A 13,336-nucleotide genomic window follows, 5' to 3' on the forward strand; every position below is an offset into this window, starting at 1 on the left:
ATTGGACATGATGAAGAAAATAACGATTGTGATTGGTGCATTGCTGCTTGCAGGTTGTAATTCAGCACCGCCTCCAAATAAAAAAGTGGTAATTAAATTGGGAGAACCACCAAATACGTCAAACACGCAGAAAAAGAAAACTGCTCCGCCCGCGTCGAATGTAAAAATTACGCCGTATGAGCAGAAAGAAATAAAGCGTCAAAACGTACCAGTGGTTGTACCTGAGCAAAAAGTACAGCAAAAGTTCAATGATGGGAGCCAATTACCAGCATTTAGAACATTAATGCAAAAAACCCAAGTCGCTTATAAGCAACAGCAACTTGCGGAAGCAGAACGTTATGCTCTTCAAGCTCAACGTATTGCTCCCCAAGCGACCGAAACTTATTTGTATTTGGCACTGATTGCAGACCAACGCAAACAATATGCGAATGCGGAAGCTTTGGCGCGTCGTGGTTTAAGTTATGCGCAAAGTAACTCGATGAAAAAACAACTTTGGTTTATTGTGCTCCGAGCAAGCGAAGCACGTAATCATCCAGTAAAAGCCCAAGAAGCTAAAAAAGCCATTCAAGCGTTATAAAAAGTTTGATCAATCAATTGAACTAAATTGACGAATCCCAGCAAGCCCATAAGCATGATGTTTTTGGGCTTGTTCTAAATCTTCAGGTGCTACGCCACCTAAAGCAAAAACTGGAATATCACTCTGCTGAGCTAATGCAGCAAAATCACTCCAACCTAATACTTTTGCATTTGGATGTGTTTCAGTTGCTTTCACAGGACTCAAAAATACGGCATCACAACCTATATGCTGTGCATGTTGTAATGAAACAGCATCATGACAGGCTGCAATAAAACGTTTACCAACAATCAATTCACCTTTTTTAAGTGCCATTAATTGTGATTGTTTAAGATGAATTGTCTTCACTCTAGACTGTAGAACCATGTTCATATTTTGATAAATATCAGTATTTATTATAATTTTTTGTAATTCCTCATCAGTTAAAAGCTCTAACTGCTGTTCAATCTGTTCAATTTCAGCTGTTTGAATGCGCCAATACATTTGAAAGTTATGGTGTGGTAATGCATCAATTTGATCACTGATCTTAATCAAATGAGACCAGATTAAGCGTTCCAGAATTACAGCATTTGCCTTCGGAAAGTTTAAACTCGCTAGTTGATCACGTTGATACCAAGTCCAAGGTTGATGAATTTGATTGAGCATTTCCTCAGGTACATGTGCATGAAAAAGATGTAAATTAACAATAACATCTTCATATTCATGACGAATAATATCAAACGGATGCCACTCTTTTAAACCAATGCCTACTTCCTCATAAATCTCTCTACGACAAGCTTGTTCAGGTGATTCCCCTAATTCGACTTTTCCACCAGGAAATTCATGTTTATTACCTTGATGTTGATCTGCTTGTCGCCAACCCACTAACACTTTAGATTTATGCAGTAAAATTGCAATCGCAACATCAACTATAGCTTTTGCCATAACAGTCTAATATCTCTATTTTTTTCACAATAATTTTAATGAATTTAACAACGATTTCACATGCTAAAAACATCAATAATCAATGATTTTGTAAATTCTTGAAATTTACATTGACAGGCCTATTCGATAATGATTATCATTTAAATAACTAAAAAACACACCACGGAGCATAACAAATGAACGCACCATTTAACCTATTTACACGTAGCACAGATGCAGCTCAATCATTGCCAATGTTGCATTCCAATAATCTTTTTGCCTTAGGTCGGGAAATACGCATAATGCATGCGGGTGAAGAATACCGCTTGCGTTTAACGCGTAATAATCGTCTTATTTTAACGAAGTAATATAATAACAACCGCATAATAATAAACGTGGAAATAGCAGTATGTCAGCGCGTACTGCTTTTTGTTTGATCAAACAAGTGGGACCACCTCTTTAAAACAAATGAAGATGAGGTGAATCTGAAGATCAATAATTTGCTTAACTTAAAGGAACAACACGCAATACCTCTTCTAACGTGGTTGCACCTTCAATGACTTTGCGTGCACCTGCAATCCGCAGTGGCTCAACACCTTCTTTCTTGGATTGTGCTTTCAGATCATTCAGTGTGCCATGAGCACTAATAATAGACTTCAACTCTAAACTTACTGGCATAAATTCATAAATACCTACACGGCCTTTATAACCTGTATGGCGACATGCTTCACATCCAACTGCTTTATACATCGTCGTTGGCATATCCATCATATAATCAAAAGTAAGATGCTCCCACTCTTGTTCATTAATTGCCGTTTCTTGCTTACAAAGTGGGCAGAGTCGGCGCACCAAACGTTGTGCTAGAACACCTAAAATCGTTGCTGCAGTTAAGAATGGTTGTACGCCTAAATCATGCAAACGGGTCAGACTTGAAGGTGCATCATTAGTATGCAAAGTCGAAAGAACCAAATGTCCTGTTAAGGCTGCTTGAATCGCCATATTTGCGGTGTCATGATCACGAATCTCCCCCACCATGATAATGTCAGGATCTTGACGCATCAGTGCGCGAACACCATCGGCGAAACCAAGTTCGATATTTGGATTCACCTGCATCTGGTTAAAACTTGGTTCCAACATTTCAATCGGATCTTCAATGGTACAGACATTCACTTGTTCAGTTGCTAATTGCTTTAAAGACGAATATAGCGTTGTGGTTTTACCTGAACCTGTTGGTCCCGTCACCAAGATAATACCGTGGCTATGCTGTGTCAGTTGTTGCCAACTGTGTAATAAATGCCCTTCAAATCCTAATTGCTGAAAACTACGCACTAATACTTCAGGATCAAAAATACGCATGACCAACTTTTCACCAAAAGCAGTTGGCAACGTAGAAAGACGTAATTCCGTTTCTTGACCTTTCGGTGTACGCGTTTTTAAACGTCCATCTTGAGGCTTACGCTTTTCCGCAACATTCATACGACCTAAGATTTTAATACGGGAAATCACTGCTGTAAGCGTATTGGCTGGCATGTTATAAATAGTATGTAACACACCATCGATACGGAAACGTACCTTGCCTTTGTCTTTGCGAGGCTCCAAATGAATATCACTTGCACCCTGCTCAAAAGCAAATTGCAATACCCAATCAACCAGTTTCACAATATGCTGGTCATTGGCATCAGGGTTTTGTGTATCGCCTAATTGCAGTAAAGCTTCGACCCCCTTATTGTCACGGTCAAAAGCACTTGTGCCTTGAGAAGAGCTCACCGCTCGACTAACTTGATAATATTCAATCAAATAACGTTGTAGCTGTTCTGGATTTAATAGTACAGCTTCAACTTTTTTTGGGCTCAAACTTCTTTCTAAATTATTTTTCCATTCCATCATAAACGGCTGATCTGTACCGATTAAAATACGATCAGAGTGAACTTCTACTGCCAAAATATGATTTCGAGCTGCAAACTCTTGAGACATAACACTGGTTAATGCCGTCACATCAGCCTTTAGAGGATCAATGACAAACAAAGGAACATGCGATTTTTCAGCTAACCATAGACATAGACGATTGAGTGTTAAAATGGTTTCTTGATTTAATTGATCTTTCAGATTAAATTTTGCAACCCACTGTAAAGGATGCCACTTCAATTCATCTTTTTGACGATGTGTTGTTTGTACTAATAATTTATCCCGTTCAGTGATTCGTCCATCTTTTTGTAATTGTTCTAAGCACCAAAAAATATCGATTTGAAAATTAAACGTCATTGTTATACCCCAAGTTATTTCTATAATATAACAGAGATTTATTGAAATCTCCCAAATCATTTCATGACTCAAGAATGATTAAATGCACTTTAAAAAACATATAGATAACTTAGTCATAAAAGCAAAAAGGGTTAAGATAGAGCGATGCATTTATGCAATTTTAAAGTATATAAATTCAACTCAATTTTGCCTAAACAATAATGATGATCCTCTAAACGAAAGGATATGACATGACTGATTTACTTGATTTATCAATACAAAATACGGCTTTAAATCAGTTAATGATGATCTTTGCTGTATCGCTCGGTTGTGGATTATTGATCGGTTTAGAACGAGAACAAAGCAAAGCTAAACATAAGACCAAAACCTTTGCTGGTTTTAGAACGTTTGCAATTAGCTCTCTTTTAGGAACACTGTGCTTTTTATTTAATTTAGAAATAGGAATTACGGGGGCAATTTTAATTGGTGCTATAAGTATTGCATCACTTAAAAATCAACCCGATGATCCTGGTGTGACGACTGAACTTGCACTCATAATGACCTATTTCATTGGTGCTGTTTGCATATGGAATATCAATTTAGCTGCTGGGCTTGCAGTGACGCTGACCATTCTACTTTTTGCAAAACAATCACTTCACGGGCTCGCAAACCAGTGGATTAATGAAAGTGAATTAAGGGATGGCGTGCTACTACTGGCTTTAATACTGATTGCACTGCCCTTAGTACCTAACCAAGCATTTTGGGGACCAGTATTAAATCCCTATACAATTTTGAAATTATTAAGCCTCATACTATTTGTACAAGCATTAGCACATTTTGCCAAAAGACTTCTATCATCAAAAAATGCAATCGTATTTTCTGCTTTGGCATCTGGTTTTGTCTCAAGCACAGCAACTATCGCAAATCTGGGTATGGAAGTTCGTAACAATGGTGCGAACCCTCATGTAAATGCTGGTGCTGCCTTGATGTCCTGCGTATCTACGCTTATTCAAATGCTCATTATTGTTGCAAGCATTAGCTTGGCTTGGTTCAAAATCATATTTTTGCCAACTATCATTTCTACCATCGTTCTATCTATTTGGGCTTTATATTTGATGCGGACATCTATTGGCGATGGTGAAACAATCGCAACCAATGATAACAGCCGCATGTTCAGCTTCAAAAATGCCATCATTATTACTTTTGCCTTATCAGCAATTCAAGCCGCAGTATATGCTCTCAACCTTTGGCTCGGTAGTTCAGGTCTGATTTTAGGTACATTAATCGCATCTCTTTTTGAAATACATGCGGCAATTGCTGCAATCGTTGTTCAAGCAGAGCCTGATACCGTTCAAGCAACAACACTTATGATTGCATTAATGATTGGACTCGCTGTCCATGCTTTAGCGAAAAGTATCAACGCTGCGCTAACAGGAGGATATAAATTTGCTCTTGCTTTTATTCCAGCCCAAATCATACATATGACTGTGTTAATTATCATGTTCTGGATGCAGCAACACTAATATCAATGCTAATTGAGAGTTTCAAGCTTTAATATCTTGATCTTTTCATCGTCAACATTAAAACTCACATCGAACGTGGAAAACTTCATTTTATAAATTCGACTCGCATCATCATGATAAGCAGGCCGTGGATCTAAAGATAAAACTTGTTCTAACTCATCAAAGATTCTCGGCTGAGTGTCATTCTCTTGAATGAACTTGTGCTTAATCGATTGTGCTAATTCGCTCCATAGAACACGCTTTCGAATCGGCTCATCTTGCGCATAGCCACTGACCGAATCCATCACAGCATCTGAATAATGGATATAAGGTTTAATATCCAAAATTGGAGTTTTATTGAGTAAATCACTTCCCATCACATACATTCGAACACTCTTAGCACATTTTTCAACACGTAAAAAGCGAACGACCGACAGACCTATAGGAGATGGACGATACATACTCCTCGTTGCAAATACTCCAATTTTTTGATTACCACCTAATCTAGGTGGACGTACTTGTGGACGAAATTTAGACATTTGATTCAAAGAGTTATCAGTATTTTTATTATCATGGAATTGCCACAATAACCATAAATGACTGAAGTCTTCAATTCCCTCAAATGCCGAAAGATCATTATAAGGTTCTGACAACTCTATATAGGACTCCACCTGCACCAAATTTGGCTGTCTTGGAATACCAAATTTCTCCTGATAAGGAGAATGCATATAACCGATGATCGGCATGACCACAGAATTGCTCATCACTTTTTCTTATAAACACAATTAAATATATTCAGTTTATAGAGAATGATTTTAGATTAGAATAGCAATCTGTTTCTTTTAACTGTGATCGAGACCTTTAATGGCTGCTTTTAACGTTGAACGCATTACTCATGTTCACCACTGGAATGACACGCTTTTCAGTTTTAAAACCACGCGCGATACAAGCTTACGTTTTAAAAATGGTCAGTTTGTGATGATCGGACTTGAAGTGAATGGTAAGCCTTTAATGCGTGCGTATTCGATTGCGAGTGCGAATTATGAAGAAGAACTCGAATTCTTCTCAATTAAAGTACAAGATGGTCCACTCACTTCTATCTTACAAAAAGTACAAGTGGGCGACGAAATCCTTATTTCTAAAAAACCTACAGGTACTCTTGTACATGATGATTTATTGCCAGGTAAAAACCTATATCTGTTATCTTCAGGTACAGGACTAGCACCATTCTTGGCTTTATTACGTGATCCTGAAACATATGAAAAATTTGAAAAAGTGATCATGGTTCACGGTACGCGTTATGTATCAGAGCTTGCATACCAAGATTTAATCTTAAATGAACTACCAAACCATGAGTTCTTTGAAGAATTGGGTATCAAAGATAAATTAATCTACTATCCAACAGTGACTCGTGAACCTTTCCACACCCAAGGTCGCGTTACAACCGCAATTGAATCTGGTCAATTATTTGAAAAAATTGGTTTGCCACGTTTCAATCGTGAAACTGACCGTGCAATGCTTTGTGGTAGCCCTGCTTTCCTAAAAGACGTGGCTGCTTTACTTGACCAACATGGTTTAGTTGAATCCCCTCGTATGGGTGTAATGGGTGATTATGTTATTGAACGTGCATTTGTTGAAAAATAAACGTCAATAACGATATAAAAGAAACCGAGGTGATCCCTCGGTTTCTTTTTATCTCTCTGTACACGACAAATTTCATAGGGCCCTTGTCCTATCAGGCTTTTTCTTCCTTAAAATTGCGAGCACTTTCTTAAATTCTTCTTTTTTCCAAAACCAATCAAACGTAGAATAGCCATTTGAACATAGTCCAAACCGTAGCGAAATAAACTTACTGAAAGTCGTCCATGCTTCTTTATTTTTATCGCTTTTTTCGATCATGTTGCCATTCACCTGTTAAATAGCACCAACAGAAACCGATCGCTAGCACTGCTATCAATTTCTTGACTCGTCTAGGGTCTGTTAAACGAGTATTTTCAAGATTGAATCCACGTCCTTTGAGACAACTAAATAAGGTTTCGATTTCCCAGCGTAATGCATAATCACGAATAGCTGAAGCATTAAACATAGGAGAAACAACAAGTATCGCTATTCCACGATAGACGATGGCTAACATCAAGATATTGATATCTCGTTTTCCCCATTTCCAGTTGGTTCTATCCAAAGTTAATTGGACTTTATCGAATGAAAATATATTGAAAATTAACTGAGAAATTTGACGATAATTGAAATACTGATCTGCAAAGAAGCGTTGTATACGTCGATAAAATGATTGTGGTAAGCACTTGATGGGTAAGGCTTTAGATGCAGAAGAAAGGTTACATGTCTGTTTTACAATTAATGCCAGCATAATCAGTGTAAAACATTTTACATGTGACTTGTTCCACTTTAGATATTTGTTTTAAGATGAGATGTAACTCATTGAAATATTTCATCATATTCGTCTTCAGAAAACAAGTATTATGCCATTATTTCAATGAGTTATCTTTTTTGTCGTGTACAAAGAAAAAAGCCCATTGGCATGGGCTTTTTAAATAATTACTTTAATTATTCATGTATGTATCACTGAATGCTTAACTCATCGTCTTTAGCAATGACGACTGAGGTAAGAATTGGAATACCCAAGATCACAGGAACTACAATAATCCACAAATCTGTGGTTAATTTGCTTGAGAAGAAGAACTGAATAACGATAGCAGCCAAGATAAGTACTGAAAGGAGGACAGCCATAAAGCGAATCGCAAATTTAAGAAGCATTTCTAATCCTATGTGATTGTAATGGTTAATTTGAGTATACGCCTTGTATCACATTTCATGTATTGATTTTTCACTGTAAAAGCCGTATCTCAAATGAATTTTTAAATAATTGCCTAGCGTAGTGTCTTGCTCTTCCTCTATGAAACAAATAGAACTTTAAGTGGGTACACTCCTCTCCATTACCAATCCGTAGCCTGTTAACTACTCGCTTAGGTTTCCCATCTTTTGTATCAAACCGACTCGTTCAACATACATCTAAAATGTCTTTCACTTATATCAGTTTTATCTCCTAAACACTTGTGGGGAAAAGACAGAAATTTTCTATCCTACTAATAGTTATTTGAATACAAAACTTAGATCTCATTCGCAGTTTCTATAAAAAATGAGATAATACCCTTAAGTTTTAAATATTATTAAATACCTTTCATATTAATTTAATATAATTAACTTATTATAACTCTCCAAATAGAAAGATTGATCAAATAGGCATTTTCGGATCAATAACCAATCAAAAGAAATAAATATTAATAAAACCTATTAAATTTTAATTTAAAAAAAACCATTATGTATCAATATTGTTAATTAATCTAATAATGAGTTAGAAGATGCCTCACTCAGCAATAAAATTCAAAAATGAAAAAGATTACTCATTTTTCTCCCAAACTGAGAATATCGAAAATCAATCTGAATTTATAGAACTTCATTTAGAAAAAATGAGTCATAAATCTACACTTTGGATGGATGCTGCGGTCATTGCAACATTTTCTTTTGGCTTCTTCAATAGCTTAAATAATCAGCTTAGAAACAAAATAATTGATTCATTAATGCTCATCAAAGCGAATCAACTCGAACCAATTCTCTTCCAAAGTTCAAATATAGTTGATGATAAAGGATTCTCACTTCATCACACCTTGATGTATGAATTAAACAATTTAAGCGCTATAAAATTTTTATTTAATAAAGACTGGAATATTCATGAATTTAATAATGCATGCCAAATAATCATGAGAGAATTAACGGCATTTGAAATGAATCTAAGTAATCAAATTTCAAATTTACTAAACAATAATTTAATTTGTAATTTACTTATTTGTTCAGTAGATGTTAACTTCGATACCATTTACACCATTCGTTAATATCAACCATTTGGATTGCTAATGATCGGCGAATTCAAACATGAGGTGCGACAGTTTCATAGCAATTTCATTTACCATATTATTTGTTAAGAAAAAATTAATAACAAATATTATTTGAGATAAACTATTTTCGAAATTAAATTGCAAGTTTAATTATCCTTTTTTGAACTAAGCAACATTCGCTCTTTTCATCTCTAAAGCTAATTTTCTGATATGCTACTGAACTAGCTGAATTAGAATTTCATCAGAGGATAAGTGTAATGCTGAGTTGGTTTGAAAAATTAGTTGATCCTTACCCAACGAAAGATTTAAACAAACCATTACCGACTACTTTTTTTGCTTTTGTTTGGCAATCAACGAAAGGAGTCAGACCATTCCTCTTTTTACTTATTGCTTGTACAGCTGCTGCAGCGTGCTTTGAGGCATTATTCTTTTCTTATATTGGTAAACTAGTTGATTGGCTCACTAAAAGTCAGCCTAATACCTTTTTAGAAACGAATCATGAAAATCTAACTATTCTCATAAGTATTTTATTCGCAAATATTTTCTTCGTAAGTTTGCAATCTATCGTCAAACACCAAGTGTTATTTAGTAATTTTCCAATGCGTATGCGCTGGTTATTCCATAACTTATTGTTGCAACAAACCTTAGATTTTTTCCACACTGACTTCGCTGGCCGCTTGTCTGCCAAAGTTATGCAAACTGCATTAGCAGTTCGTGAGTTTTGGATGATCCTTGGTGACATGTTGGTTTATGTACTGATTTACTTTATTACGATTAGCTTTGTATTAGGCTCTATTTCACCTGTTTTAATCATCCCCTTGCTTTTATGGCTGATCTTATTTATCGCCATTGCCAGTTATTTCATTCCTCGACTTGGTAAAGTTTCACAACAACAGGCAGATGCGCGCGCTATTATGACTGGACGCGTTACCGATGCTTATACCAATATTCAAACTGTGAAATTGTTTGCACATGCTGGTCGTGAAAGTCAGTATGCAAAAGAGTCCATGCAAGAATTTATGGTCACTGTTTATAAACAGATGCGCTTAGCTGTGAAATACCAGATCAGTATTCGCCTATTGAGTGCTTTTCTGTTTATTGGCGTAATTGGCACATCGGTCTGGCTGTGGACGCAGGGTCAGGCTGCCATTGGGGTCATTGCGGCGACCACAGCAATGGTATTAAAACTGGATAGCCTTGCAGAATTCATCATGTGGCACATCACCATGCTGTTTGAAAATGTTGGTACCATTCAAGATGGTATGAAAACTCTAGGTAAGCCTATCCAGATTCAAGATAAAAAAGATGCAACTGAACTAAAAGTTCAACAGGGTGAAATTCGTTTTGAAGATGTTAGTTTTGCTTATAATCAAAAAAATGTCATTGATCATTTCAACCTGACCATCAAACCAGGCGAGAAAATTGGAATTGTTGGTCGTTCTGGCGCGGGTAAATCTACCCTGATTCAACTGCTTCTGCATTTTTATACGATCAAGCAAGGCCGTATCCTGATTGACGGTCAGGATATTCAGGAAGTTACACAGGATAGTTTGCGTGCCAACATCGCTCTGGTGACTCAGGACACCTCTCTACTGCATCGTACGGTAGCTGAAAATATCAAATATGGTCGCCCTAATGCGACTGAAGCAGAGATTCAGCTTGCTATCAAAAAAGCCAAAGCAGAAGAATTTATTCCACAATTGACTGATCAGAAAGGACGTGTTGGATTTGATGCTTATGTCGGTGAGCGTGGCGTAAAACTTTCTGGCGGCCAACGTCAACGTATTGCTATTTCTAGAGTTTTCTTGAAAGACGCACCTATTCTTATTTTAGACGAAGCAACAAGTGCGCTTGACTCAGAAGTTGAAGCCGCGATTCAAAGCAGTTTAAATGACTTAATGGTTGGCAAAACAGTCATTGCAATTGCACACCGTTTATCTACTATTGCTCAAATGGATCGTCTCATTGTACTTGATCAAGGCAAAATTGCTGAACAAGGTACACATGAGCAGCTTATTGCAAATGATGGCTTGTATGCACAATTATGGAAACGCCAAACAGGTGGTTTTTTAGTTGAGGAGCGAGCAGTGGCTCAGGACACAGAATAATGTTGTATTTAGAAGACTTAAATATTGGAGACCGCTTCATTAGTCGTGACTATGAAATCACGCTTGAAGAAGTGAAACAATTTGCAAGCCAGTATGACCCCCAACCATTTCATTTAGATGAGCAAGCAGCTGAGCAACATCCTATTTTTCAGGGTTTGGCAGCAAGTGGATGGCACACCTCGGCAGTCACCATGCGTTTATGGACTGAATGTTTTCCTGTCGCAGGTGGTCTCGTGGGAACAGAATCCAGTTTACGCTGGCCCCGCCCAACACGTGTTGGCGATAAGATACATGTAGAAGTTGAAATTACGGCAATCGTGCCGTCTAAAACCAAAACCGATCGCGGTATCGTCAGTTACGTTACGCAAGCTTTGAACCAACATGGCGATGTGCTATTAATATCAACAACCAAAATAATGGTCTTTAGAAAAGCAGCTTAATTTTGGAGATTGGATAACTCTTTTGTCCAACAATTTTTATGATTGATTATTTTATTTCGTGTAAAGATGTTTCGGACTTAAATGTTTAAAAGACATTGGCAAAATTGATGAGCGCCACGGAAAGCACATGAAAACAACTTCAACTCGTCAAGATCAAGGTATACCAGGCGTCTATGGCTTATTGCTATTGGATGTTGTTTCACGCTGGGGATATAGCGATGAAACCTTATTTGCTCCTTTTCATTTAACCAGTGAGCAATTAGCTGACCCAAATTATCGAATTCCTACGCCTATCGCGAATGAATTAGTTAAACATTCCTTGCGTTTAACAGGTGAAAGTACATTAGGATTTCACCTAGGTACGCAAATGCGAATTTCGATTCATGGTTTCATTGGCTACGCCATTATGACTGCGCATGACATTACCGATGCAATTGCACTTGCAAGCCGTTTCATTCAATTACGCTTACCTTTTTTACAACTTTACTTTTCTACTTTTGGATCTAAAGCAACCTTACAACTACAATGTGATATTGAAGTTGAACCATTACGTACTGAAATTATCTTAGGTTTAACGATTGGTATTATGACCATGGCCAAAGCCTTGACAGGAATTGAAGACTTAAAGAGTGAAGTTGATTTAGATTTCCCTGAGCCTGTGGGCTTTGATAAATATCGTGATAAATTAACCAGTACAGTACGTTTTAATCAGCCACATTTAATTTCGAGTTTTGATAAAAAATACCTCGGTTTAAAAATGGTCAATGCAGATCCAATTGCCAGCCAAATTGCAATTAATCAGTGTGAAACTGAACTTTCTGCTTTAGGCGAACGTCGTCGCCTTGCAATGCGTGTACGTGATATTTTAACCAATTCAGAACAGCATTATTTAAGCATCGAGAGTGTTGCTGAGCTTCTGCATATGTCAGATCGCACTCTCAAACGTCAACTAGCAGCTGAGGGTACATCCTTCTCTACCTTGGTAGATGAAGTACGCTATCGTCATGCAACATCTTTACTATCTAGAACAGATTATAGTTTAGAACAAATTGCTGATGAATTAGGGTATTCTGATGTAGCAAATTTTAGCCGTGCATTTAAGCGCTGGAGTGGACGCAGTCCGAGTAACTGGCGTAAAGACCCTTATTTGTAATATTGCAAAGTGCTTCATTTATAAACACTTTTGTTTTAACTAAAAAACCTGTATAAAGCCAAATAAAATGATACGACAGATTGTTTAAGGAGTTGTCATGAATCATCCAGCAGATTTAAAATATGCACGAACACACGAATGGGTAAGAATCGAAGGTGATTTAGTTGTTACTGGAATCAGTGACCATGCACAGGATGAGTTGGGCGATTTAGTCTATGTGGAAACACCAGAAGTAGGCAGCCATGTGACTGCAACTGAACAGGCGGGTATTGTTGAATCAGTCAAAACTGCTTCTGACATTCATGCCCCTGTTTCAGGTACAGTGGTTGAAGTCAACACTGCGCTTGAAGATGATCCTGATTTTGTTAATGAAGAGCCTTATGGTAAAGGTTGGATTTATAAAATCAAACCAGACAATATGGCTGATGTTGAAAAACTACTTTCCAATCAAGAATATGAATCGGGTTTATAATTTTAAATAAATTCAAACATTAAAAAGCC

Annotated in this window: 13 protein-coding genes and 1 pseudogene; 9 read left to right on the top strand and 5 right to left on the bottom strand. The window is 37.0% G+C overall.

The window, feature by feature from the left end; genetic code table 11:
• Positions 1-7 precede the first annotated feature (7 nt).
• Positions 8-577: a tetratricopeptide repeat protein gene (locus tag NO346_RS09975; RefSeq protein ID WP_256415068.1), complete on the top strand. Its 570-nt coding sequence runs from the start codon at positions 8-10 to the stop codon at positions 575-577.
• A gap of 9 nt (positions 578-586) precedes the next feature.
• On the opposite strand, the gene NO346_RS09980 is transcribed toward NO346_RS09975, so the two are convergent.
• Positions 587-1,498, bottom strand: a complete 912-nt coding sequence (locus NO346_RS09980) for a thiamine phosphate synthase (protein WP_256415069.1) — start codon at positions 1,496-1,498, stop codon at positions 587-589.
• A gap of 176 nt (positions 1,499-1,674) precedes the next feature.
• Between NO346_RS09980 and hemP the strand changes: the two genes are divergently transcribed.
• On the top strand, positions 1,675-1,845 hold the full coding sequence (gene hemP / locus NO346_RS09985) for a hemin uptake protein HemP (protein WP_004661888.1): 171 nt from the start codon (positions 1,675-1,677) through the stop codon (positions 1,843-1,845).
• Between the two features lie 136 nt (positions 1,846-1,981).
• Here the strand turns inward: hemP and NO346_RS09990 are convergent, their stop codons facing one another.
• Positions 1,982-3,739, bottom strand: a complete 1,758-nt coding sequence (locus NO346_RS09990) for a GspE/PulE family protein (protein WP_087546957.1) — start codon at positions 3,737-3,739, stop codon at positions 1,982-1,984.
• 281 nt (positions 3,740-4,020) lie between these two features.
• On the opposite strand from NO346_RS09990, the gene NO346_RS09995 reads away from it, so the two are divergent.
• On the top strand, positions 4,021-5,241 hold the full coding sequence (locus NO346_RS09995) for an MgtC/SapB family protein (RefSeq protein ID WP_371924555.1): 1,221 nt from the start codon (positions 4,021-4,023) through the stop codon (positions 5,239-5,241).
• A gap of 8 nt (positions 5,242-5,249) precedes the next feature.
• Here NO346_RS09995 and tsaA read toward each other — a convergent pair whose 3' ends face one another.
• Positions 5,250-5,984 carry a tRNA (N6-threonylcarbamoyladenosine(37)-N6)-methyltransferase TrmO gene (gene tsaA / locus NO346_RS10000; protein ID WP_256415071.1) on the bottom strand — a complete coding sequence of 245 codons (735 nt, stop codon included), beginning with the start codon at positions 5,982-5,984 and terminating at the stop codon, positions 5,250-5,252.
• Between the two features lie 100 nt (positions 5,985-6,084).
• Between tsaA and NO346_RS10005 the strand changes: the two genes are divergently transcribed.
• Positions 6,085-6,864: a ferredoxin--NADP reductase gene (locus tag NO346_RS10005; RefSeq protein ID WP_005159755.1), complete on the top strand. Its 780-nt coding sequence runs from the start codon at positions 6,085-6,087 to the stop codon at positions 6,862-6,864.
• A 72-nt stretch (positions 6,865-6,936) separates the two neighbouring features.
• Here the strand turns inward: NO346_RS10005 and NO346_RS10010 are convergent.
• Together NO346_RS10010 and NO346_RS10015 are read right to left on the bottom strand one after the other, a co-directional pair.
• Positions 6,937-7,673, bottom strand: a pseudogene (locus NO346_RS10010) (transposase).
• A 127-nt stretch (positions 7,674-7,800) separates the two neighbouring features.
• The gene (locus NO346_RS10015; protein ID WP_004662441.1) at positions 7,801-7,995 is read right to left on the bottom strand and encodes a hypothetical protein; all 195 of its coding nucleotides are present in this window, start codon (positions 7,993-7,995) and stop codon (positions 7,801-7,803) included.
• A 605-nt stretch (positions 7,996-8,600) separates the two neighbouring features.
• Between NO346_RS10015 and NO346_RS10020 the strand changes: the two genes are divergently transcribed.
• From NO346_RS10020 to gcvH, 5 genes are all read left to right on the top strand, one after another.
• Entirely contained in the window at positions 8,601-9,131 is a 531-nt protein-coding gene (locus tag NO346_RS10020; protein WP_256415072.1) for a hypothetical protein, read from the top strand.
• Positions 9,132-9,391: 260 nt separating this feature from the next.
• On the top strand, positions 9,392-11,242 hold the full coding sequence (locus NO346_RS10025; RefSeq protein WP_256415073.1) for an ABC transporter ATP-binding protein: 1,851 nt from the start codon (positions 9,392-9,394) through the stop codon (positions 11,240-11,242).
• The gene (locus NO346_RS10030; protein ID WP_256415074.1) at positions 11,242-11,682 is read left to right on the top strand and encodes a MaoC family dehydratase; all 441 of its coding nucleotides are present in this window, start codon (positions 11,242-11,244) and stop codon (positions 11,680-11,682) included. The genes NO346_RS10025 and NO346_RS10030 overlap by 1 nt, the downstream gene beginning before the upstream one ends.
• 127 nt (positions 11,683-11,809) lie before the next feature.
• On the top strand, positions 11,810-12,835 hold the full coding sequence (locus NO346_RS10035; protein ID WP_256415075.1) for an AraC family transcriptional regulator: 1,026 nt from the start codon (positions 11,810-11,812) through the stop codon (positions 12,833-12,835).
• Positions 12,836-12,932: 97 nt separating this feature from the next.
• Positions 12,933-13,307: a glycine cleavage system protein GcvH gene (gene gcvH / locus NO346_RS10040; RefSeq protein ID WP_256415076.1), complete on the top strand. Its 375-nt coding sequence runs from the start codon at positions 12,933-12,935 to the stop codon at positions 13,305-13,307.
• Positions 13,308-13,336 lie beyond the last annotated feature (29 nt).

It is taken from the genome of Acinetobacter sp. 5862 (genome assembly GCF_024494585.1).
Taxonomy (GTDB): domain Bacteria; phylum Pseudomonadota; class Gammaproteobacteria; order Pseudomonadales; family Moraxellaceae; genus Acinetobacter.

Coding starts and splice junctions, on each gene's coding strand:
- NO346_RS10015 (WP_004662441.1), bottom strand. CDS start 7,995: ATGCTTCTTAAATTTGCGATTCGCTTTATGGCTGTCCTCCTTTCAGTA.
- NO346_RS09995 (WP_371924555.1), top strand. CDS start 4,021: ATGATGATCTTTGCTGTATCGCTCGGTTGTGGATTATTGATCGGTTTA.
- hemP (WP_004661888.1), top strand. CDS start 1,675: ATGAACGCACCATTTAACCTATTTACACGTAGCACAGATGCAGCTCAA.
- gcvH (WP_256415076.1), top strand. CDS start 12,933: ATGAATCATCCAGCAGATTTAAAATATGCACGAACACACGAATGGGTA.
- NO346_RS10030 (WP_256415074.1), top strand. CDS start 11,242: ATGTTGTATTTAGAAGACTTAAATATTGGAGACCGCTTCATTAGTCGT.
- NO346_RS10025 (WP_256415073.1), top strand. CDS start 9,392: ATGCTGAGTTGGTTTGAAAAATTAGTTGATCCTTACCCAACGAAAGAT.
- NO346_RS10005 (WP_005159755.1), top strand. CDS start 6,085: ATGGCTGCTTTTAACGTTGAACGCATTACTCATGTTCACCACTGGAAT.
- NO346_RS09975 (WP_256415068.1), top strand. CDS start 8: ATGATGAAGAAAATAACGATTGTGATTGGTGCATTGCTGCTTGCAGGT.
- NO346_RS10035 (WP_256415075.1), top strand. CDS start 11,810: ATGAAAACAACTTCAACTCGTCAAGATCAAGGTATACCAGGCGTCTAT.
- tsaA (WP_256415071.1), bottom strand. CDS start 5,984: ATGAGCAATTCTGTGGTCATGCCGATCATCGGTTATATGCATTCTCCT.
- NO346_RS10020 (WP_256415072.1), top strand. CDS start 8,601: ATGCCTCACTCAGCAATAAAATTCAAAAATGAAAAAGATTACTCATTT.
- NO346_RS09990 (WP_087546957.1), bottom strand. CDS start 3,739: ATGACGTTTAATTTTCAAATCGATATTTTTTGGTGCTTAGAACAATTA.
- NO346_RS09980 (WP_256415069.1), bottom strand. CDS start 1,498: ATGGCAAAAGCTATAGTTGATGTTGCGATTGCAATTTTACTGCATAAA.